General features: G+C 42.1%; 22 protein-coding genes. 10 read left to right on the top strand and 12 right to left on the bottom strand.

The window, feature by feature from the left end; genetic code table 11:
- Positions 1 to 99 precede the first annotated feature (99 nt).
- The 5 genes from proC (at position 100) to HGR01_RS25190 (ending at position 5,220) form a co-directional block, all read left to right on the top strand.
- Positions 100 to 921 (top strand): pyrroline-5-carboxylate reductase, encoded by an 822-nt coding sequence (proC, locus tag HGR01_RS25170; protein WP_045873101.1) that lies wholly within the window; start codon positions 100 to 102, stop codon positions 919 to 921.
- 4 nt (positions 922 to 925) lie between these two features.
- Positions 926 to 1,249 carry a hypothetical protein gene (locus tag HGR01_RS25175; RefSeq protein ID WP_168161024.1) on the top strand — a complete coding sequence of 108 codons (324 nt, stop codon included), beginning with the start codon at positions 926 to 928 and terminating at the stop codon, positions 1,247 to 1,249.
- Positions 1,246 to 3,915 carry a DEAD/DEAH box helicase gene (locus HGR01_RS25180; RefSeq protein ID WP_045873100.1) on the top strand — a complete coding sequence of 890 codons (2,670 nt, stop codon included), beginning with the start codon at positions 1,246 to 1,248 and terminating at the stop codon, positions 3,913 to 3,915. Before HGR01_RS25175 ends, HGR01_RS25180 begins: the two co-directional genes overlap by 4 nt.
- Positions 3,916 to 4,300: 385 nt before the next feature.
- The gene (locus HGR01_RS25185) at positions 4,301 to 4,918 is read left to right on the top strand and encodes a TMEM165/GDT1 family protein (RefSeq protein WP_045873099.1); all 618 of its coding nucleotides are present in this window, start codon (positions 4,301 to 4,303) and stop codon (positions 4,916 to 4,918) included.
- Positions 4,919 to 5,046: 128 nt separating this feature from the next.
- Entirely contained in the window at positions 5,047 to 5,220 is a 174-nt protein-coding gene (locus HGR01_RS25190) for a hypothetical protein (RefSeq protein WP_045873098.1), read from the top strand.
- Here the strand turns inward: HGR01_RS25190 and HGR01_RS25195 are convergent.
- The 4 genes from HGR01_RS25195 to HGR01_RS25210 form a co-directional block, all read right to left on the bottom strand.
- Complete coding sequence (locus HGR01_RS25195; RefSeq protein WP_045873097.1) at positions 5,217 to 6,605, bottom strand: response regulator; 1,389 nt, start codon at positions 6,603 to 6,605, stop codon at positions 5,217 to 5,219. The two genes, HGR01_RS25190 and HGR01_RS25195, sit on opposite strands and share 4 nt — an antisense overlap.
- Positions 6,602 to 8,815, bottom strand: a complete 2,214-nt coding sequence (locus HGR01_RS25200) for an ATP-binding protein (RefSeq protein ID WP_045873096.1) — start codon at positions 8,813 to 8,815, stop codon at positions 6,602 to 6,604. The genes HGR01_RS25195 and HGR01_RS25200 overlap by 4 nt, the downstream gene beginning before the upstream one ends.
- A 14-nt stretch (positions 8,816 to 8,829) precedes the next feature.
- Complete coding sequence (phnD, locus tag HGR01_RS25205; RefSeq protein ID WP_045873095.1) at positions 8,830 to 9,792, bottom strand: phosphate/phosphite/phosphonate ABC transporter substrate-binding protein; 963 nt, start codon at positions 9,790 to 9,792, stop codon at positions 8,830 to 8,832.
- A gap of 516 nt (positions 9,793 to 10,308) precedes the next feature.
- Entirely contained in the window at positions 10,309 to 11,187 is an 879-nt protein-coding gene (locus HGR01_RS25210) for a tetratricopeptide repeat protein (protein WP_045873094.1), read from the bottom strand.
- 374 nt (positions 11,188 to 11,561) lie between these two features.
- On the opposite strand from HGR01_RS25210, the gene HGR01_RS25215 reads away from it, so the two are divergent.
- Positions 11,562 to 12,587 carry a hypothetical protein gene (locus HGR01_RS25215; RefSeq protein ID WP_045873093.1) on the top strand — a complete coding sequence of 342 codons (1,026 nt, stop codon included), beginning with the start codon at positions 11,562 to 11,564 and terminating at the stop codon, positions 12,585 to 12,587.
- Here HGR01_RS25215 and HGR01_RS25220 read toward each other — a convergent pair.
- From HGR01_RS25220 to HGR01_RS25235, 4 genes are all read right to left on the bottom strand, one after another.
- Positions 12,559 to 12,759: a hypothetical protein gene (locus HGR01_RS25220; protein WP_081584103.1), complete on the bottom strand. Its 201-nt coding sequence runs from the start codon at positions 12,757 to 12,759 to the stop codon at positions 12,559 to 12,561. The genes HGR01_RS25215 and HGR01_RS25220 overlap by 29 nt on opposite strands.
- Positions 12,744 to 13,913, bottom strand: coding sequence for a homocysteine biosynthesis protein (locus tag HGR01_RS25225; RefSeq protein ID WP_045873092.1), 1,170 nt, complete (start codon positions 13,911 to 13,913; stop codon positions 12,744 to 12,746). Before HGR01_RS25225 ends, HGR01_RS25220 begins: the two co-directional genes overlap by 16 nt.
- 431 nt (positions 13,914 to 14,344) lie before the next feature.
- Positions 14,345 to 15,046: a histidine phosphatase family protein gene (locus HGR01_RS25230; protein WP_210403124.1), complete on the bottom strand. Its 702-nt coding sequence runs from the start codon at positions 15,044 to 15,046 to the stop codon at positions 14,345 to 14,347.
- Positions 15,047 to 15,329: 283 nt separating this feature from the next.
- Positions 15,330 to 16,478 (bottom strand): AI-2E family transporter, encoded by a 1,149-nt coding sequence (locus HGR01_RS25235; RefSeq protein ID WP_045873241.1) that lies wholly within the window; start codon positions 16,476 to 16,478, stop codon positions 15,330 to 15,332.
- Between the two features lie 36 nt (positions 16,479 to 16,514).
- Here HGR01_RS25235 and HGR01_RS25240 point away from each other — a divergent pair, with 36 nt between their 5' ends.
- Positions 16,515 to 16,790 (top strand): hypothetical protein, encoded by a 276-nt coding sequence (locus HGR01_RS25240; protein ID WP_045873091.1) that lies wholly within the window; start codon positions 16,515 to 16,517, stop codon positions 16,788 to 16,790.
- Between the two features lie 135 nt (positions 16,791 to 16,925).
- Here HGR01_RS25240 and HGR01_RS25245 read toward each other — a convergent pair whose 3' ends face one another.
- Together HGR01_RS25245 and HGR01_RS25250 are read right to left on the bottom strand one after the other, a co-directional pair.
- The gene (locus HGR01_RS25245; RefSeq protein ID WP_071989462.1) at positions 16,926 to 17,120 is read right to left on the bottom strand and encodes a hypothetical protein; all 195 of its coding nucleotides are present in this window, start codon (positions 17,118 to 17,120) and stop codon (positions 16,926 to 16,928) included.
- Positions 17,121 to 17,296: 176 nt separating this feature from the next.
- Positions 17,297 to 17,419 (bottom strand): hypothetical protein, encoded by a 123-nt coding sequence (locus HGR01_RS25250; protein WP_264267345.1) that lies wholly within the window; start codon positions 17,417 to 17,419, stop codon positions 17,297 to 17,299.
- 1 nt (position 17,420) lies between these two features.
- Here HGR01_RS25250 and ftsH point away from each other — a divergent pair, with 1 nt between their 5' ends.
- Together ftsH and HGR01_RS25260 are read left to right on the top strand one after the other, a co-directional pair.
- Complete coding sequence (gene ftsH, locus HGR01_RS25255) at positions 17,421 to 19,358, top strand: ATP-dependent zinc metalloprotease FtsH (protein ID WP_045873090.1); 1,938 nt, start codon at positions 17,421 to 17,423, stop codon at positions 19,356 to 19,358.
- Between the two features lie 348 nt (positions 19,359 to 19,706).
- Positions 19,707 to 20,054, top strand: coding sequence for a hypothetical protein (locus HGR01_RS25260; RefSeq protein WP_045873089.1), 348 nt, complete (start codon positions 19,707 to 19,709; stop codon positions 20,052 to 20,054).
- A 64-nt stretch (positions 20,055 to 20,118) separates the two neighbouring features.
- On the opposite strand, the gene HGR01_RS25265 is transcribed toward HGR01_RS25260, so the two are convergent.
- Positions 20,119 to 20,328, bottom strand: a complete 210-nt coding sequence (locus tag HGR01_RS25265) for a hypothetical protein (RefSeq protein ID WP_045873240.1) — start codon at positions 20,326 to 20,328, stop codon at positions 20,119 to 20,121.
- Between the two features lie 153 nt (positions 20,329 to 20,481).
- On the opposite strand from HGR01_RS25265, the gene HGR01_RS25270 reads away from it, so the two are divergent.
- Entirely contained in the window at positions 20,482 to 21,039 is a 558-nt protein-coding gene (locus tag HGR01_RS25270) for a Uma2 family endonuclease (protein WP_045873088.1), read from the top strand.
- Between the two features lie 34 nt (positions 21,040 to 21,073).
- Here HGR01_RS25270 and HGR01_RS25275 read toward each other — a convergent pair whose 3' ends face one another.
- Positions 21,074 to 21,913 carry an SWIM zinc finger family protein gene (locus tag HGR01_RS25275; RefSeq protein ID WP_045873087.1) on the bottom strand — a complete coding sequence of 280 codons (840 nt, stop codon included), beginning with the start codon at positions 21,911 to 21,913 and terminating at the stop codon, positions 21,074 to 21,076.
- Positions 21,914 to 21,915: the final 2 nt, after the last annotated feature.

Genomic DNA, 21,915 nt, shown 5'->3' on the forward strand with positions numbered 1-21,915 from the left:
AGATAAATTTAATATTTATTTTGCCTTTTAACTTTTGCCTTATTTTGACTTTTGACTCTGGACTCATAAAGTATTGACTATTGGTTATTTGACTAATTAATGACTATTAAATTTGGTTTAATTGGTGGCGGGGTAATGGGAGAAGCGCTATTATCCCGCCTTATTGCGCGTGAAATTTATCAACCATCAGAAGTTATAGTTAGCGAACCCCAACCTGCGCGCCAGAATTTTTTAAAACAACAATATAACGTGGCGGTAACTACCGATAATCGCCTGATTTTAGAGCAAACTCAGGAAGTTGTATTATTGGCTGTGAAACCGCAAGTGTTCAGTGCGATCGCCCAAGAAGTAGCAGAGATGATCGACCTGAAAATTACTGAACACTCACCCCTATTAATTTCTATTTTGGCAGGTGTGCCTTTAAGTCAGCTAGAAGCTGCATTTCCTAGCTTACCAGTCATTAGAGCCATGCCCAATACACCCGCCACAGTCGGCGCAGGAATGACAGCAATTTGCTCAGGTGCTTACACCAACCCCAAACATCACCAAATAGCCCAGCAAATATTTGCCGCCGTGGGAGAAGTGGTAGAAGTTTCAGAATACTTAATGGATGCAGTCACAGGACTATCCGGAAGCGGCCCGGCTTACGTAGCCTTGATGGTAGAAGCACTTGCTGACGGCGGAGTAGCCGCAGGGTTACCCAGAGCGATCGCCAATCAACTAGCCCTACAAACAGTCCTCGGAACCGCCACACTCTTACACGAGAGCAAAATGCACCCCGCAGAACTCAAAGATAGAGTTACCAGCCCCGGTGGTACCACAATAGCTGGTATCGCCCAACTAGAAAAAGGCGCATTCCGTTCCGCCTTAATCGAAGCAGTGAGAGCCGCCACAGAGCGATCGCAGGAATTGGGGAAGTGAGGGGTTGGGGATTGGGGACTGGGGACTGGGGACTGGGATGAGGAAGATGAGGGAGATGAGGGAGATGAGGGAGATGAGGAAGATGAGGAGGATGAGGGAGACAGAACAAATAACAAATCCCTATTACCCATTACCCATTACCCATTACCCATTACCCATTACCCATTACCCATTACCCATTACCCAATGCCCAATGCCCAATGCCCAATGCCCAATGCCCAATGCCCCATGCCCCATGCCCAATGCCCAATCCCCCATACCCCATTCCAAAGTTGACAAAATAGCCGTTAATATAGTAGACAGTCTGGTTGCAAATTTGATTGAGTGAACTATCCCGCACCGTCCCAAGAAGTTGACCTAGAGTCAATATTTCCTTTTCATCTAGATCAATTCCAAAAAGATGCGATCGCGTCCCTCAATGCTGGTCGTTCTGTAGTCGTTTGTGCGCCTACAGGATCGGGCAAAACGTTGGTGGGTGAATATGCTATTTATCGTGCTCTGGCGCGAGGTAAGCGCGTATTTTACACTACTCCTTTAAAGGCGCTGTCGAATCAAAAGTTACGTGATTTCCGCGAAAAATTTGGGTCTGAACAGGTCGGTCTGTTAACTGGAGATGCCTCCATTAACAGGGATGCGCCGATTGTGGTGATGACTACAGAAATTTTCCGTAATATGCTCTATGGCACACCCATAGGGCAAGTTGGCGTATCTTTAGTAGATGTGGAAGCGGTGGTATTAGATGAGTGCCACTACATGAACGATCGCCAACGCGGAACTGTTTGGGAAGAATCGATTATTTATTGTCCCCGGGAAGTGCAATTGGTGGCGCTGTCGGCAACGGTTGCCAATAGCGATCAGCTCACCGATTGGCTAAATCGCGTTCACGGGCCCACTGACCTGATTTACTCCGATTTTCGCCCCGTACCTTTAGAATTTCATTTTTGCAATCCCAAAGGATTGTTCCCCCTACTCAACGACAGTAAAAACAAAATTAACCCCCGCCTAGCTAATAGGGGAAAAAGGCGACCAGCAGACAAAGGCAAAGGTGGTAGGCCAGAAGCTCCCAGCATAATTTATACATTGAATCAGCTACAGCAACGGGATATGCTACCCGCCATTTACTTTATCTTCAGTCGGCGGGGATGTGATAAAGCTGTGGCAGAGGTGGGTGATTTATGGCTGGTAAATAATGATGAATCCCAAATCTTACGCCGCCAAATTGATGACTTTTTAAGCCGCAACCCGGAAGCGGGACGTTCGGGACAAATTGCGCCTCTCTATCGCGGCATTGCGGCTCACCATGCTGGAATTTTACCTGCCTGGAAAGTGCTAGTAGAAGAACTATTCCAGCAAGGGCTAATTAAGGTTGTATTTGCCACCGAAACACTAGCAGCGGGAATTAATATGCCCGCCCGTACCACTGTAATTTCCACCCTTTCCAAGCGTACCGACACCGGACATCGCCTATTAAACGCTTCCGAATTCTTGCAAATGGCAGGACGCGCTGGTCGGCGTGGTATGGATTTACAAGGTCATGTAGTTACAGTCCAAACCCCCTTTGAAGGTTCCAAAGAAGCGGCATATTTAGCAACCTCCAAACCAGATCCTCTAGTTAGCCAGTTTACCCCCAGCTATGGGATGGTACTGAACCTACTGCAAACCCATACATTGGACGAAACCAGAGAACTCATCGAACGCAGTTTTGGCCAGTACATGGCGACTCTGCATTTACAACCAAATTACGATGAGATTGCCGAACTGCAAGCCCAATTAAACCAACTGCAGGAGCAAATTGCCGCAGTAGATGAAAATGAACTGGCTGTGTATGAGAAATTGCGCCAACGGCTGAAAGTAGAACGGCAATTATTAAAAACTCTACAACAGCAAGCACAGGAAGACAGACAAGAACAATTAGCCATGATGTTGGGCTTTGCTGTCTCCGGGACAATGTTGAGTATCAAGGGCAAAAACATCACAGTTCCCACACCAATTACAGCCGTGTTAATTGGTAAAACTTCTGGTGAGCAAACTCCTTACTTAGTTTGCTTAGGACGAGATAATCGATGGTATGTAGGCACAACCGAAGATATCGTGGATTTGTATGCCGAACTACCACGAATTGATATTCCACCGGAGATTTTGCCACCACCGGAACTAGTGTTTAAACCAGGACAGATATGGCGTGGTGACGCACAAACAGCAGCCATAGCCCAAAGAATTCCGCAACCAGAGGAATCTTTATATATGGCTCCAGAAGTTGCAGAACAACTCAGCCGTGTAACTGCTGTACAGGAGCAATTAGAAGCCCATCCTGTGTATCAATCGGGTAATGCTGGCGCTATTTTCAAACGTCGGGCACGTTATGTAGAACTAGAAGCCGAACTGCAACTATTGCAAGAGCAAGTAGAGCAACAATCCCAACATCACTGGGAAGAGTTTCTCAATTTAATTGAAATTTTGCAGCATTTTGGCTGTTTAGATAACTTAGTACCCACAGCATTAGGGCAAGTTGCTGCGGCTATCCGGGGAGAAAATGAATTGTGGCTAGGTTTGGTATTAGCTAGTGGTGAATTCAATAATTTAGATCCGCACCATTTAGCCGCCGCAGCTGCAGCGTTAGTGACAGAAACTCCTCGCCCCGATAGCAAAGTGCGGTTTGATCTCAGCAATCAAGTTGTAGATGCTTTAGCAAAACTGCGGGGAATTCGCCGCCAGATGTTCCAAATCCAACGGCGTTATAATGTGGCGTTACCTATATGGTTAGAGTTTGAGTTAATTGCCCTAGTAGAACAATGGGCGCTGGGAATTGAGTGGACAGAACTATGTGAAAATACGACCTTAGATGAAGGTGATGTGGTCAGAATATTACGCCGGACTTTGGATTTATTATCTCAAATTCCCCATGTGCCGAATTTACCCGATTCACTGCAACGCAATGCTTACCGCGCTATGCAGTTAATTGATAGATTCCCTGTGAATGAGGTTGTGGAATAGGGCATTGGGCATTGGGCATTGGGCATTGGGCATTGAATTGGTAATGGAAATTTCTTCCTCATCTCCCTCATCTCCCTCATCTCCCTCATATTCCCCAGTCCCCAGTCCCCATTAAAAATTGATTTCAAGCGATCGCACATTATCTTGACTCTTTCCGAAGACAAATATACAATTCAGATTGATATAGAAGGGGAGTAGCTGCTGGCATGAAAAGCCAGCCCATCTGAGTCAACATACTGGCGATGAGCCTGGTTCAGATGACAAGTATCAAGTATTTGGTAGCGAGACCTTCACCGAGTTCACACCCAAAAGGGTGGAGCTTGGTGAGGTCTTTTGGTTCTCATCAAGCTCCATCGCAGTAAACGATTTTCAGGAGCTTGAAAGAGTGCTAACAGCTTTTACCGCAGGTTTGTTACTAATTACAATTTCCGAGTTAGGGGATAAAACATTTTTTATCGCCGTGATTTTGTCAATGCGTCACCCACGACGCTTAGTCTTCTTGGGGGTGACAGCCGCTTTAGCTGCAATGACAATTCTTTCGGTGGTTTTGGGACAAACAATATCTTTGTTGCCCAAAATTTATATTCATTATGCCGAAATCGCGTTGTTTATCGCCTTTGGTCTAAAGCTGCTATATCAAGGTAGTAAAATGTCAAAGGCTTGTGATACGGAAGTTGTAGAAGAAGCAGAAGCTGCGGTAAAGCAAGCAGATTTACAACTACCCAAACGCAAAACCCCACTGGCAATTTTAATCGAAGCCTTTACCTTAACATTTATGGCAGAGTGGGGCGATCGCACACAAATCGCTACCATTGCCCTAGCAGCAGGTAATAATCCCATTGGGGTGACTGTAGGTGCAGTATTAGGACATGCCATTTGTGCTGCGATCGCAGTCATTGGTGGCAAAATAATTGCGGGACGCATCTCAGAACGTCAAATAACTTTAATTGGCGGCTGCTTATTTTTAATCTTTGGTGTTGTAGCAGCCATTGAAGGAGCGTGAGGGGATTGGGGATTGGGGGCTGGGGACTGGGGATTGGGGATTGGGGATTGGGGACTGGGGATTGGGGATGAGGGAGATGAGGGAGATGAGGGAGACAAAACAATTCACAATTCAAAAGAATAGACTGTTTGCCATCCCCTCTCACAAACACCAATTACCAATTACCAATTACCCATTACCAATTACCAATTACCCATTACCCATTACCCATTACCCATTACCAAACACCAATTACCAATTACCAATTACCCATTACCAATTACCCATTACCAATTACCCATTACCAATTACCAAACACCTAACTTCTCACCAAAGGAATTTCAATGGAAAATTCTGTACCTTTTCCTAGTTCAGATACAAATGAAATTGCTCCTTGATGTTGTTCTTCAATAATTTGCCGACTAATAGACAAACCTAATCCGGTTCCTTTACCAACAGGTTTGGTGGTAAACATTGGTTCAGATAAACCTTGTTGAACTGCTTGTGTCATACCAATGCCATTGTCAGCAATTTGAATAATTACTACTGAACGTTGTTCTATTACGCTAGTACGAATTGTAATTTTTCCTGTGTACTCTACCAATGAAGAATTGCTTTTGGCAAATGACTCTTCTATGGCATCAATAGCATTAGCAAGGATATTCATAAATACTTGGTTTAAGGGGCCAGGAAAACATTCTACTAGCGGTAGGGTATTATATTCTTTAATTATTTGAATGGCTGGACGTTCTGGATTAGCTTTGAGGCGATATTGCAAAATTAATAATGTACTGTCGATACCTTCATGAATATTTGTGGGTTCAGCGCTTGCATCATCGCGGCGAGAAAAATGTCTCAGGGCGCGAATCATTTGCGCCATGCGCTTTGTGCCTTTATGCATCGATAAAATAATTTCTGGAAAGTCGCATATCAAATAATTCAAGTCGATTTCATCGATTTTATCGGCTATTTCATCGACTGGTTCGGGATAATATTTTTGATAGAGATTTAATAATTCAATAAAACTTTGAGTATATTCGGAAGCGTGACCAAGATTTCCTAAAATAAAGTTGACAGGATTATTAATTTCATGAGCAATTCCGGCGACTAATTCACCTAAAGCAGACATTTTTTCTCGTTGTACCAGGTTTACCTGAGTTTGCTGGAGATGAGATAAAGCATGAGAAAGTTGAGATGTTCTTTCTTCTACCCGTTGTTCTAAATCTTGAGTCAGGCTTTGTAATTTCGCTTCTGCTAACAGACGTTCTGCTACTTCTTGTTGCAGTTGCTGATTTTGAGTTTGCAGTTGCTTGGTGAGATGACGAATTTTTAAATGAGTTTGCACACGTGCTAATACTTCTTGTTGATCACATGGTTTGGTAATATAGTCTACCGCTCCCAAATTTAAGCCTTTAACTTTATTGACAGTTTCTGAAAGAGCCGTCATAAAGATAATGGGAATATCAGCCGTTATGGGATTTGATTTTAAGCGATCGCAGGTGGTAAATCCATCAATTCCCGGCATCATCACATCTAAGAGAATAATATCAGGGTGAGCATATTCAGCTTGGGCGATCGCACCTTCACCATTCACAGCCACTAAGATTTCCCAGCCTGTATCCATCAAGGCTTCTGATAAAACTTCTAAATTATTGGGGTTATCATCAACAATCAAAATTACCCCTATTTCCACAATTGCTAAACTCATTTTTGTTCTCCTCGATATAGCTGAATAAACTCTTTGATTTTGTCGATTTGAAAGCTTTTTGCCAGTTGCAGTAACTCTTGAGCAAAGGGTATAAATTTTTCATCTAATTGTTTAAGCTTTTCTGCTTGCTCACGAATACCCTTAATATTTCCTCTCATCGCTAATTCAAAAAGTTGCTCAACTTCTGCAGATGGAATTGTAATTAATTTATTGACTGAAATTGGAGGATTCACAGGTATCACTTCTACAGCTTCTTTTGACTGTAGCGACTCATAAATCCACTCAACTTGTAAGTACTGCTGTAACTTCAAAAATAAATCTTCCATCTGCACAGGTTTAGGCAGAAAATCATCTGCACCAACTCCTATACTTTTATGTTCGTCAGACTCAAATACGCTAGCAGATGAAACAATAATTGTTAAATTTTCAAACTCAGGTAACATCCGGAGACGACGTGTCAATTCAAAGCCATCCATTACAGGCATAGTTAAGTCTGTAATTATTAAATCTGGTAAAAATTGACAAGCCTTTTCTAAGGCTTGCTCACCATTAGTTGCTTCTGCAATTTCAAATCCAATTTCTTGAAGCAAATTGACAATTACAGAACGATTTTCCCATTTATCATCGACAATTAATAATTTCCGCTTACCATTAGCAATGCCAACAATTTTATCGTCGGCTATCATTCTGGCTGATTGCATCCAGTCTAATGATTCCTGTAAATCCAAATCCATCCAAAAGCTACTACCTTGATTTAATTCACTTTTTACCTGAATTTTACTGCCCATTAATTTGACAATTTTTTGGCTAATAGCCAAACCTAAACCAGTACCTTCAGATTGTTTGTGAGTATCTCCAGCTTGCTCAAAAGGTAAAAATATTTTCTCTATTTGTGCTTGGCTTATACCAATTCCTGTGTCACTAACTTGGCAGCGAATTTTTGTAGTTAATGTTGATTTTTCTAATACAGTAACAGTAAACTGTACACCTCCTGTTTCAGTGAATTTAATAGCATTACTCAATAAATTAATTAATACTTGTCGTAACCTTTTTTCATCTGCAGATATAGCTGTTGGCAAATCGTGAGATGGTTGATAAATAAATGAGATACCTTTTTGTTCTGCACGAATGCGGCAAATTTCTACAACACTTTGAAGAAATGCTGGAAAATGGAAATCATGACAATAAAGTTCCATTTTCTGAGCTTCGATTTTAGATAAATCTAAAATATCATTAATTAATGTTAAAAGATGTGAGCCACATTGGTGAATAATCCTTAAGCCATCGCGCTGTTTAGTTGTGATGCTGATATCTCGTTGGAGAATTTGAGCATAACCTAAAATACCGTTCAACGGAGTTCGCAATTCGTGGCTCATATTAGCTAAAAACTCACTTTTAGCACGATTTGCTCTATCGGCAAGTTCTTTCTTTAATTCCAGAGAGCGATAAGATGCAGCTAAAGTTGCAGACATTTGGTTAAATGCATCTGCTAATTCTTCAATTTCATCTTGCGTCTTGATATTTAGGCGATACTCTAGATTGCCATTGCCAAGAATTACTGCTCCCTGTTGTAGCTGTTGAATTGAGCGAGTTACTGGTAAGAGAATCAGTAATAACTGCCCGATAAAAATTAGCAGAATAGACAAGATAATGATTTGTCTTGCAAGTTGAGTATTCTGTTTGAAATGCTCAAATTCTTGCTTGTCTAGCGCATAGTGTTGTTGGAGTTTCTGAGTTAAGACATTTAAATATAGTTCAATATCACGAGAAAAAGCATTAATCACGCGAAAATCTTGCTGTGATTGAGCTAACTCTAAAGGTTTATCGATTTGTGATTGATTCGTGAGTTCTGTGACTACCTCAGCTAAAAGATGATGGCGATCGCGAATTTTATTTAACTCTGAAGCCACACCTGGATTTAAATTTTCTAGTTCAGATAAATTAGTGATAAATGCCGATAATGCATCTTGGTATTTCAGCAGATTTACCGCATCACGCCTCAGCAAAATCATATCTTTAAGCGCTGCTACCTGATTATTTAAGGCAACATTAATTCGCAAAATAGTAGTTAAAGCCTGAGCATTTTTGGTTTGGGTGTCTTGGGCTGTAGTTTCAGATTTCCTAATGAAGATGTCACCACCAACTAGAGTAGAAACAACCAGTCCTCCGACAATTAAAGACGAGCCAATACACTTGGTCGTGATTCGCATAATTTTTTGTCGTTCTATTGAGTGGGAACCCGCTTTTGAAAGTCTCTAATAATGTCATAATCGGAATCTTGCACCAGAGTATAGCCAATTCCCACAGCACCGCTAGGGTCGATTAAACCCGCCGGTGCATCAATCAATACCTTTTTCAAAGTATCTTTGAGTTCAATAGAGACTTTACTAGCTGCAACAATAGGTATGCTTGGGAGCGGCACAGATTCCCAAATAATCGTGTATTTTTTAGGGTCGATTTTCCCTTCTTTAATTTGTTGTGTAAATGATCGCTTGTCATCTGCGATCGCATCTACTTCACCTTTGATTAAAGCTTGCTTAGATTTATCATGGCTACCCAAGAAAACAACTGAGCGAAAATCTCTTTGAGGATTAATACCCAATTCTTGTAATTTAGCCATTGGGACAACATATCCAGAAGCAGATATCCTACTTACAAAAGCAAAGCGTTTACCTGGTAAATCTTGTAAAGTTTTAATACCGCTAGTTTTGCTAGCGATAATTACAGATGTATACCAAGGTCGCTTGGTATCTTGATTAATTGGAGAAACAAGGGGTTCAATTTGAGAATCTCGAAGGCGGGCCGCAATGTAGCTACTTGGCCCCAGGTACGCTAAATCTACTTTCCCTTGAATTAATAATTCAACTGCTGTTTCGTAGTTCTTAGTAATTTCAAATTGAAAAGGCCGCTTCAGGGTTTTGCCTAAATAGTCAGCCAAAGGTTGCAGTTTCTGTTCTTGCTCAGAGGAAACTTGCCAAGGAATCACCGCCATTGTGATTGCGGCTTGTTCGTTTTCAGTTCGCTGGCTGTGAGGTGATGGAACCGTCAGGGGTTGAATTGCAGACGAACTTTCACGATTTGCAGTACAGGCTGTACCGAATAGTGCGATCGCTAATACTGAAAGCCAGACAGTAGCCCTTATTTTAGGTAAATTATCGACAACTTTACAAAAAAGTTGCTGATACATAAATTTTTTCCTTTTGTAGCCTGTTCTGTGAACAACGGTGTACTCGTTTATTAATCCCAAAACCGTACATCTACTCACATCAAGGCTGGAAAATTTTTTATTTCATATAATCTAAGTATTATTACTTGAAAGGGGAAAGGGGAAAGGGGAATGGGTAATGGGGAATGGGTAATGGGTAATGGGGAATGGGTAATGGGGAATGGGTAATGGGGACTGGGGACTGGGGAACTCGGGGCCCTCTCTGGGGATAAGGGGGAATGGGGACTAGGGACTGGGGAACTCGGGGCCCCCTCTGGGGATAAGGGGTAATGGGGAATGGGGAATAGGAAAGGGAAAAGTACGACAGGAGAAAAATTTGGCTTTTGAAGGCCAGTTGCTACCCTGTGGGAACGCTTTCATCGGTACAATTCGGGGAACCGTAAGGGCGCACTGGCTCCTTTTGACTTTTGACTTTTGACTTTTGACTTTTGACTTTTGACTTTTGACTTTTGACTTTTGACCCTTAACCCTTAATCCTTACGGTTTACTTGCTGGTGAGGCTGTAGACGATGCAGTTGGCGCTGGAACTGGAGCAACTTCTGCTGCTTTATTAATTTCGTCTTTGTATTGAGCAGGTGCTAAAGCCGAAGCTGTATTGAATAAAGGTTTAGCTTCAGCAACTTTGCCTTGTTGCTTCAGTAACATTGCCTTAGCCAAAACCGGACGAAAATCCTTGGTATCTTTTTGGATTGCTTGATCGTATGCGGAAATAGCTTGGGGATAGCGTTTTTGAGACGCATGAACAGTGCCTAAAAGCACCTGTACTGCAACTGTATCTACACTTCCGGGCTGAATTTTATTAGCTTGGGGTGCGGCGGATAAAGTATCTTGCAATAAACCAATAGCAGCTTCAGGGCGTTGTTGACTGAGTAACAGAGACACCATTCCTTGCAAAGCTTTCAAATCGCCTGGTTTTGTACTTAAAACACTACGATAGGCTTGAGCTGCGCCTTCCTTATCGCCAATTTGCTGCTTGGCTTGAGCCAAAAGAACAGCGTATTCGGTTTGTTCTGGATTCAGCTTGGCTAACTTTTCTAAAGGTTCAATTACACCTTGAATATCTCCTTCTTTGAGAGTTAAAAGTTGTAACCTTGCTTGGAGCAAGCCTTTAAGAGCAGTTTGATTTTCTGGTTCCCGTTGTAAAACCAGCTGATAACCCCGAACTTCATCTTGGAGTTTTGATTTTTGGTCAGTTGAAGCCACATTGTTCCCAGCGCTGGCATTGTTCTGGGCTGGAGTTTGCTTATCATTTTGTTGATTAAATGCAGCAAACAGTGGAACCATTGAAATACCCACAAAAGCAAGAACTGCCAGAGCCAGCACGACCTTAACTAACCAGCTGCGCGTTTGAGACACAAGACTTCCTTCTTTTGAACATTAATGACATTATCATTTACAGAAAACGCAAAGTTAAAAATTTCCAAAACTTTGCGGAATACCGTCTATTGCCTGTGAATTTTATAACAAATAACGATCAACGCTTGCTAAAGTAAGTGATGACTTTAGGAGGAGCCGTCAGCATTGTAGCTATGATATGCTTCCGAAACTAGTGTAAAGACGCTAAATTACACATTTAGTGTACAAATAAATTTGCGTCTTTAGAATTGTATAGGGCGCTCTGGCGTGGCTGGGTTGAAAGTAAATATACTTTCATCTGCCGCACAAACGCTCTTTTCAGCTGCCTTCGTAAAATCCCACAATGGGATGTGTCTCCGCCGCAAGGAGTTTTTATGAATTCCGACCTGATGCCGTCGCCTGAATCTTCCAACTCTTCTGCCTCTAACCAGGGCCCTATTGAAGAGGCAGCCGCTAGTGTTCCTACAGTAGCAGCCCAGTCCTCTGAAGTTGACAACTCGACCGTTGAACCCAGCGAAACTGCTGCTAATAGCAACTTCGCGAATCGCCAGCAACCGATTCCACCACCTAGCGAACCAATGCAGTACCGTGCCATTGGGTTAGTTCGCGGTCGCTATCTTGCCAGTGATGAACAATTTACCCAAGGTTCTCTGCTAACCGCAGATGGGGTAGAACTCAATGCCGTTCTCCTAGGACGGATTATGAGTTTAGTTAAGAATCACTTAGATTTAGAACAAGAACATCTTTGGGTAGTTTATCCGCGCACCAGACAAGAAAATGATGCATTGCACCTTCAAATTGTCGGCGTTTGGGAGCCAGAAAAACTGGCTAAACAACTGACAGATGAAGACGAGCCAGATTCTGAATCATCAGACTTAGATAATGCTGATGATACTGTGTCTAAAACTGCCGAAGAAACTACTAGCACCCCAAAACCCTCATCAGAAATTCCAGATGGTGGTTTTTCCGTTCGCGGTGAAGTCGTCTACCAGTCATTTGATGCTAAAAGCTTAGTGGTCAAAATTAAGCAGGCTCCGCGTAAACCTATCGATAAACCCAAATATTTTAAATTGAAATTGACGGGTGTGCTGACGACTAAAGCAGTAGGAAAGTTCTGGGACTTTCAAGTGAAGCGGGAAGCTGACTTACTGCTCATAGAAAATGCTGAAGCGATCGCCGATTTACCCAAAAAGCGCAGACCATCATTCAGAGGTGGCCCTCGTGGTGGTGGTGGCGGCGGTGGAGCTGGCAGAAGACCATTCACACCCCGACGCGGTAGTAGCGATACTCCACGCCCAGTCAAGAAAATAGGCGGTGGTGACTCTGCTGCTGTCTCAAAACCAGTACCAAAAACCCCTGCGCCTAAGCCAATTAAACGGCCAAAACCGGCTCAGGAATAGGAATGGGGCATGGGGCATGGGGCATTGGGCATGGGGCATGGGGCATTGGGTAATTGGTAATTGGTGATTGGTAATTGGTAATTGCTGTTCTCCCCTTGTCTCCCTCATCCCCCTCATCTTCCCCAATCCCCAGTCCCCAATCCCCAATCCCCAGCCTCAAAACTCCGTCCAACGGTCTTGGGGGATGAAAGAGCGTTCCATCGGCACTGGGGATACTGGTTCGGTGAGGGTGAAGGTGCCAGCTTCAATCCAATTTTTCAACTCTAGGGCAACTTGCCGAGATAAATATAAACTTGCCAATGGTGCTACACGCACGGTTTTGCCTTCAATGGTGACACGTCCAGACTTGAGTTGCGCGTAACTCACCAAACCAAATGTAGGACGAACGCGCCGGGGAATGGAAAAGTCTACGATTGGCGCGACTAAGTCTTTATCTAGCACGGCACAATGTTCCACTACTTTTTCTGATAACACGGGAATTGGAACCCCAACGCCTAACATTAATGAAGGGCCATAGCTTTTGAAGTAGCATCCCCTCACCCAACGCGCATCCATGTGCTTGGCATCACCGATTAAAGCTAAAGTCGCAGATGGCCCTATGGGCGTATTATTAGCCAAGCGTTTTTGTAAGGGGAAGTGTTGAGTACCTTCCCAAGCCACATAGCCAATACCACCACCTAAAAAAATTCTCGTGCCAATGCCAACAACTTCTAAATTCGGGTCGTTAAGTAAAGGCGAAATTGCTCCCGGGTTAGAATAAACTGCATTGCCTAAACGTGGCTGTAACGGCCCCAGATAAGTAAAAAGTGGGCGATCGCCTCCATTAACTCCCACAATAAAATTTTGGTAGAGATTTCGCGGATTAAATAAATAAAACTGATTTATCGTTTCCCGCATGATCGTGGTTTCAAAGGTGGCGCGCGGGTAACAATCGGTCACTTGTCCTTGGGCTCGTAATTGTACAGCTTTACCTGCAATCAAATCTTCAATGACATGACCACCGCCACGTTCTTTAACTTCTTCCCCATCGATCGCATCGGCTGGACAACTAGCTCCAATGTATAAATCTACCGCACCAAATCCAGAGTAAGCTGGTACACCATCTAACCAACAACGGCGAATTTTGATTGGTGGGTCAGTATGTCCCAGATTAATAATTGCACCACTTGATTCCATTGGCTCAAATGTGCCAGTGGTAACTACATCAACTTCTTTGGCAGCTTTTGCTACACCAATTTCTGCAACTCTGGCTTTCAGTTCTTCAACTGTCAACACCACTGCACGTTGGCTAGTAATTTTTTCGTTGATTTCCGCAATTGTTCGCATATTAAATGTAGCAAATTAGCATATTGATTATGGGGCTGGAAGCTGCCACCTAATTGATTAAATCAGTTTGGCTGGAGAAATCTTATAAGCTATTCTGCTTTTAAGTTGCACAATCAATCGTGAGGACTGTTGACGGTTGACGGTTGACCGTTGACAGTTAACCGTCAACAGTTAACAGCCCTGATTAGTAGTTATGCAATTTAGACGCGCATTAGCTTATCAACAGTTGTTGGCTCAGGGACTTCCAAATAAAAAAATATCCCAGTATTTATTGTGGGGTGGACATCTTGTCCGCCCAGATTATGTGGCGGGCAAGATGCCCGCCCCACAAGATGGAATAATTTATTTCTTGTAAATCCCTAAGGGAACAATAGCAAGAAAAACCTTTAACCTTTACCCTTTCACCTTTCACCTTTCCCCAATGCCGATTCCTATAAAGCTTTAATTTGTCCAACTAGCTCGATTTTGTTATTTTTATTAGCTCGCACCACAACAGATTCACCAGATTTAGGGTAACTATCACCGATCAGTGCTGTAATGTTGACTTCGTGGGTCACCATTACAACTACACCAGGACGGTTACGATTATTGACAATAAACTGACGCAGTTGTGCAGTTTGCTGTGGTTGAGTTTTGTAATTATTAAAAAAGGAATTGAGCGATGGATAAGGCTCAACCTGACCCAAATTCATCAATTTGGCTGTTTCTAAACAGCGACACCACTGACTTGATAGTACTCTAGAAACTTGAATATTATTGGTTATAAAAGCCTTGCCAGTTCTTATTGCTTGCTGTCTACCAGCTTCTGATAGGTTACGTTGTGTAGAACAATCATTCAAGCGAAATTCAACAGGATCGCCAATCCCTGGGGCTAAGGCATGACGCATAATCACTACATAACCCCTTCCCTGCTGAAGCACAGACCAAATTTTTGCTTGAGAAGTAGCAGAAATATTAGTTGCAACTGGTAAAGTTGAAGTTTGTTTTTTACTAACTACAGAAGGTTGCGGTTGCTGTGTAGGTGCTGCTGCTTGTGGTGCTTGTGGTTGAGGATTGGATTGCATCCATAAAGGTTTAAGTATTAACCATAGTGCCACAGCACCAAGACCAAAAATAATGTAGCGACGCATCATGATTTAGCAAACCAATTTTAGATTTTAGATTTTGCAAAAAGCTGCGTGTTTTTCTCCCTTGAGTATACTTTTTAGGCTGGACATTCCCCAATACTTGTCGGTTAAGAGGAAAAGGGGCAAGAAAAAACCTTTAACCCTTACCCTTTAACCTTTTCCCAAACAAAATTAAGAGTTTAAAATCCTTAACCGAGCAGTATTGGGACATTCCCAATTAATTATACAAATAGGGCATGAAAAGCGGTCTTTCCCATGACCCATGCCCAATGCCCAATGCCCAGCAATACTAATCTTTTTCTTGCCAAGCATCATCAGTTGTCCGTTCTACATCATTATGTGGGCTATCTGCCTCCCAAGGATCATCTACCCCTGGCGAGTTAGAAACGATAACTAATTCAGCTTCTTTTTGATGGCTATTTCCCCATTCATCTAAAACATCTTTAATCAAAACTTCTTGTAGCCAAATCTTCGCCACAACAGTGAGAGGTAGAGCTAAAAATAGTCCTAAAAAACCGAAGAATGTCACAAAAAATAACTGAGAAATTAATGTCACAGCTGGTAGTAAGGAAACTTGATGAGCCATGACAACTGGTGTAATAAAATTACTTTCAGCTTGCTGGATGAAAAAGTAGAGAATCAAGACAGCAACAGCTTTCCAAGGTGCATCCAAAAGTGCGATCGCCATTGCAGGAACTACACTCATTGTCGGGCCAAGGTTGGGAATCAAGTTTAAAAAGCCTGCTAAAACTGCTAAAGCCAAAGCCGCCTTCACACCTAAAGCCGACAAGCCGATAACGCTCATCAATCCCACTACACCCATTGCAATGAGCGCACCGATTATCCATCCTTCTAAGGAAGTTTCGCACTGATTCAAAATTCCATCTACCCGCCGCCGATAAAATGAGGGGAAAAGACGCACAAATACTCGGCGATAAGCTAGGGGATTAGCTAATAACATCCCCGTTAAAACCAGCACAAGTAAAATTTTGAGGAGCGCTTCTAATGAACCAGAGACAAAAGCGAAAGAGTTTCCTACTAGCTTATTAATAAATGGCTGTGCTTGTTGGATCAGACTGTCTAAATCTGGAATATAAGGTACTAGTTGAGCGGGAACTTGAGTTTTCATCGCATTCACCCAACTATTTAAGCGTTCTAAACCTTGGGGAACTCGATAAGTCAGTTCGTGAAACTGTGCTGTAAAAGGCGGTACAATCAACCAGAAAAAGCCGACTATTAAAGCAAAAAATATACCTACGGCGATAAGTACGGCGAAACCACGTTTGATTCCCCAACGTTGAAACCATCGCGCTAGACGATTTAAGGTAGAAGCTAATACAACTGCGGCAAACATCAGCAATAAAACTTCTTTAATTTGCCACAAGATGTATAAAGAAAGAACTATGGCGATTAAGCCTATCCATTGACCTAGGTTCACAGGCTGACTCCCAGCTGTTGGCAAGCTACATTTTTCATGGGGATTGGGGACTGGGGACTGGGTACTGGGGAAGATGAGGGAGATGAGGGAGATGAGGGAGATGAGGGAGATGAGGGAGATGAGGGAGATGAGGGAGATGAGGGAGCAGAGGGAGATGAGGGAGATGAGGGAGCAGAGGGAGATGAGGGAGACAAGGAGAAATTACCAACACCCAATTACCCATTACCCATTACTCATTACCCATTACCCATTACTCATTACTCATTCCCCATGCCCAATGCCCCATGCCCCATGCCCAATTCCTACAATTAATGCAGCTAGGTTAGCTGATTTTAGCAACTTCCGCCTAGACGATGAACAGCTATCAAGAAGGATGAAGTTTTAAGGATAAAGGATGAAAAGAATCGTTACATACCTGCACATTTTTGGGTGAGGTAATTTCAGCCTTCACACTTGAGACTTCAGTCTTTGGAATCGCCATAATAATGCGATCGCCATAATCGTCGCTGGTGATAAGACCATAATCAGGGCTACTACATCTGTCCCGGGGATTCTCAAGCTGGGTGCTGCATATTTAATGAAGAACGACAGCACAATCGAGAGTATAAATACCTTGAGCAGCAATCCTAGCTTATTTTCCATAGAAGTTCGGCAATACGCATTTTTCTGTGGGGTATACACGAATTTGGTCTACGCCATCTAGTTTCTAGAATAAACCTAAGAGATACAAAACTTTGCAATTCACGTTACGTTGTCATTGGGGATTTGGTAATGGGTAATTGGTAATGGGTAATTGGGTGTTTGGGGTTTGTCATTAATTATTTCTCCCCTGCTTCCTCTGCTTCCTCATCCCCCTCATCTCCCTTTGTCCCCAGTCCCCAGTCCCCAATCCCCAGTCCCCAATCCCCAATCCCAAAAACATTAAATTGAGGGTACATCAAAATGCCTGTAGAAAATAATAATAAAAATCAATTGAAACCTTCGAGATGGCGGCAGTTTGGTGGCAGCTTCTTGATATTAGTAACTGTATTATTGCTGCTTAACTTTATTGTTCCCAGTTTCTTAGGCCCGAGATTGCCACAGGTTCCTTATAGTGATTTTGTGGTTCAGGTAGAAGCTGGTAAAGTTGAACGGGCGATGGTAGGTAGCGATCGCATTGAGTATGTCCTCAAAACTCAAACCCCCGATGGCAACCCGACAGAACAAGTATTAACTACTACACCTGTAGCTTTGGATCTCGATTTACCGAAGATTCTCCGCGAGCATAATGTAGAATTTGCTGCGCCTACACCAGACCAAAATGGTTGGCTAAATACTTTAATTAGCTGGGTAGCTCCACCGTTAATTTTCTTTGGTATTTGGGGCTTTTTAATGAATCGTCAAGGAGGCGGCCCTGCTGCTTTGACGGTAGGCAAAAGCAAGGCGCGGATTTCATCTGATGGCAGCACAGGTGTGAAATTTACTGATGTGGCTGGTGTCGATGAAGCCAAAGTGGAATTAGAAGAAATTGTTGATTTCTTAAAGAATGCTGACAAGTACACCCGCTTGGGAGCGAAAATTCCTAAAGGTGCATTGTTGGTAGGGCCTCCAGGGACAGGTAAGACATTATTAGCAAGAGCGATCGCAGGTGAAGCTGGGGTTCCTTTCTTTAGTATTTCCGGTTCTGAATTTATCGAATTGTTCGTTGGTGTCGGTGCTGCACGTGTCCGCGATTTATTCGATCAAGCGAAAAAACAAGCTCCCTGTATTGTCTTTATCGACGAGTTAGACGCACTGGGTAAATCTCGTGCTGGTAATGGTGGCTTTGTGGGTGGTAATGATGAACGTGAGCAAACCCTCAACCAGTTACTCACCGAAATGGATGGTTTTGATGCCAATACAGGCGTAATTATTATCGCCGCTACTAACCGTCCTGAAGTCCTTGACCCCGCATTACGTCGTCCCGGACGCTTTGACCGCCAAATTGTAGTTGATCGCCCTGATAAAATTGGTCGGGAAGCGATTCTTAATGTTCATGCGAGAAACGTTAAATTAGCTGAAGATGTGAATTTAGCTACTATCGCTATCCGCACACCAGGGTTTGCAGGAGCAGATTTAGCCAACCTCGTGAACGAAGCCGCACTGCTAGCAGCCCGTCAAAATCGGCAAGCGGTAATTATGGCAGATTTCAACGAAGCAATTGAGCGCTTAGTGGCTGGTTTAGAAAAACGCTCTCGGGTGTTAAATGAAACCGAGAAGAAGACTGTAGCTTATCACGAAGTTGGTCATGCGATCGTTGGGGCTTTAATGCCTGGGGCTGGTAGAGTAGAAAAAATCTCCGTTGTCCCTCGTGGTGTTGGTGCTTTGGGTTATACAATCCAAATGCCAGAAGAAGACCGCTTTTTAATGGTAGAAGACGAAATTCGCGGACGGATTGCAACTTTATTGGGTGGACGTTCGGCTGAGGAAGTTGTCTTTGGTAAGGTATCTACTGGTGCGTCTGACGATATCCAAAAAGCTACTGATATGGCAGAACGGGCGATTACCATTTATGGTATGAGCGATAAACTGGGGCCAGTAGCATTTGAGAAGATTCAACAGCAATTTATCGAAGGCTATGGAAATCCTCGCCGTTCGATTAGTCCCCAAGTAGCAGAAGAAATTGACCGCGAAGTCAAGCAAACCCTAGATAATGCTCACCATATCGCTTTGAGTATTCTGCAACATAACCGGACATTGCTAGAAGATACTGCACAAGAATTGTTGCAACAAGAAATTTTAGAAGGTGCATCATTGCGGGAACGTCTCCAGCAAGCTGTCGCACCAGAGGAATTAAATGAATGGTTGCGGACAGGGAAGATATCGGAAGATAGACCTTTGTTGCAGACGCTTTTGGTGTAAGGATTTCAGATTGAAATAAAAAAGCGATCGCATTTTTAGGGTGCGATCGCTTTTTTGTTATTGAAAAATAGTAGGCGATCGCAATACGGTTTGAATAAGATAAATCAATTGACATTTAAATCTTGTAGAGACGCGATAAATCGCGTCTCCACTAACCGAAAACCATGACGAAAAATTTTTAACTGAACCGTATTGTAGGTGATTGGACTTTCATAAAATTCATCAGCGCCATGATGTGATACAGAAAAATAAAAACACATTTTGGAAACTTATAAAATTGCACTCAGGCAGATTGGAGAAAATTTTTATAAAATAAATTAACAGTTAAATATAAACTTGGTCAAGAAAATGAAACTCTCTTTTAAAGATATTCAATTTATTATTGAAGCAATTAACAACTTAATAAAACTATATGAATTAAGGCTAAATGATGAAAGCATAAATGAAGATGAGTTATCAGATATTGCTAATGATTGTATGTTTTTGGAAACACTACGTGTAGATTTAGAAAATTATTCACAGCAAGTGCTAGCACAAAATAAAAATAATCAAAATACTGTAACAGGAGATTTAATCAATGTATCTACACAGGATTTAAAGCAATCTGTTGTGCAATTACCAATTAGTCAACGCTTGGGTTTAGTCGATGTAATTACTGAATCAATTAGACAAGAATTATCCTTGAGTCAAAGGTAAGGCGATCGCAATACTTATTTAATTTTGCTCAAATCCTTTTCAAAGCTTTTACGGAACTCAACAATCATCCCTTATTTCCCAAAATCTTAAAAATTGCCTCTCGGCTTACTGGTTCTGTATCTTCACCTTCTTTAATTGCTTTTTCAAGAGCGATATCTTCGATAATTTCTGCTAACAAATCAGAAAATACTTCTTTCTGTTCTTGAATTACTTCGATAAGTGCGCTTTTAAATAGTTGCTTAATTTTCTCTTCGTCAAAGTTAAGTTCTGTCATATTATTCATTTAATTCGGGTTGCAATAATATTAACATCTTAATTAGGGATAGATTATGGATATAATCTGATTTCATTCTCACACATATCCTTCACGACATAACAAAGGCGATCGCAACTCGATAAAATAATAGTAATCCAAAACAGTTGGCGTATGACAACAGCACCAGCCTTGACTTTGAACGAATTTCTCAAACTACCAGAAACTAAGCCAGCTAGTGAATATATTCATGGTCGCATCTATCAAAAACCTATGCCTCAAGGGAAACATTCGCGTCTACAATTTAAATTTTGTGACGTTGTTAATCAAGTTGCAGAAACGCCGCAAATTGCTTTAGCATTTCCAGAATTGCGCTGTACATTTGGCGGACGTTCCATAGTTCCCGATGCTACTGTGTTTAGCTGGGAGAGAATTCCCTTTGACGAAGATGGTGAAGTACCTAACGTATTTGAGATTTATCCTGATTGGACGGTAGAAATTCTGTCACCTGACCAAAAAGCTACTAAAGTTATTAGCAATATTTTGCACTGCCTAAAATATGGTACTAAACTTGGATGGTTAATTGACCCAGATGAGCGATTAATTTTAGCTTTTATTCCTAGACAAGAGCCTTTAGAGTTAACTGGTAGCGAATCTCTACCAATACCCAATTTTTTAACACTAGATTTGACAGTTGACCAAGTATTTGCTTGGCTGAAATTTAATCGTTAAATTTAATTCTTTATGCTTCTGTATGAAACTTGATTCACATAATATTCTGATTTTTCGTCTTCACTCGCTGATATAATTCCTCCATCGTTTCAATAAAAGAATTATCCTTGTGCCAAAAAGCCGGAAAATCTCCTTGCTTCTTCACTAAAATTGCTGATACCCCGCTTTGACTACCTACTTCAATTGTTTGTGGTAATCGCTTCGTTCCTAACCAAAATTCTCTCACGCTTGGTTGTTGTGCAATAGTTTGCTTTTCTAATTTTGTATACAGCGAAGTGGATAATTCTAAGGGAATTTCCTTCGTATTCAATTCTTCCGATAGCGCTTTACCTAAATTTGACTCAGCCAGCTTTGCTTGTAGTTCTGTTTTGGATAATCCCCGCAATTCAAATAAAAGAAATGGGTTTTCATCTAACTGCGAAGCAACTAAATAATATACACCAGCGATATGCTTGCAGGGATTAGCGTAATCTGGACAAGAACATTTAGTTTTAAAATCTTTGCTGCTGTGGGGTAATAAATGTAATCCCAAGTCAGCAAAAGTATTTTCTATATTTTCTGGGACTTCGTTAATTAGCAACCGCGAAACAATACTCGCTTTTGAGGAAAGCTTTTGAATCGCTTCACTCCAGCGATTTTTAGCAATTGGTGTAATTTCAATTGATATATTATAAGTTGGTTCTTTGTAAACTCCAAAGTAAGGATTTATTGAGCCTTTAACTTTAGCTGTAATTTTATTTTTCTCTACTTCAAAATTTAAAACTTTACCTCCACGCGCATAGGAACGTCCGCGTTGCAATCGTCCTTCATCGGTGAATTGCTCTAATGCTTGAATAAAGCGATCGCCCCACCAAGTTCTGCTAAATTTAGCCATGA

The organism is Tolypothrix sp. PCC 7712, assembly GCF_025860405.1.
Taxonomy (GTDB): Bacteria; Cyanobacteriota; Cyanobacteriia; order Cyanobacteriales; family Nostocaceae; genus Aulosira; species Aulosira diplosiphon.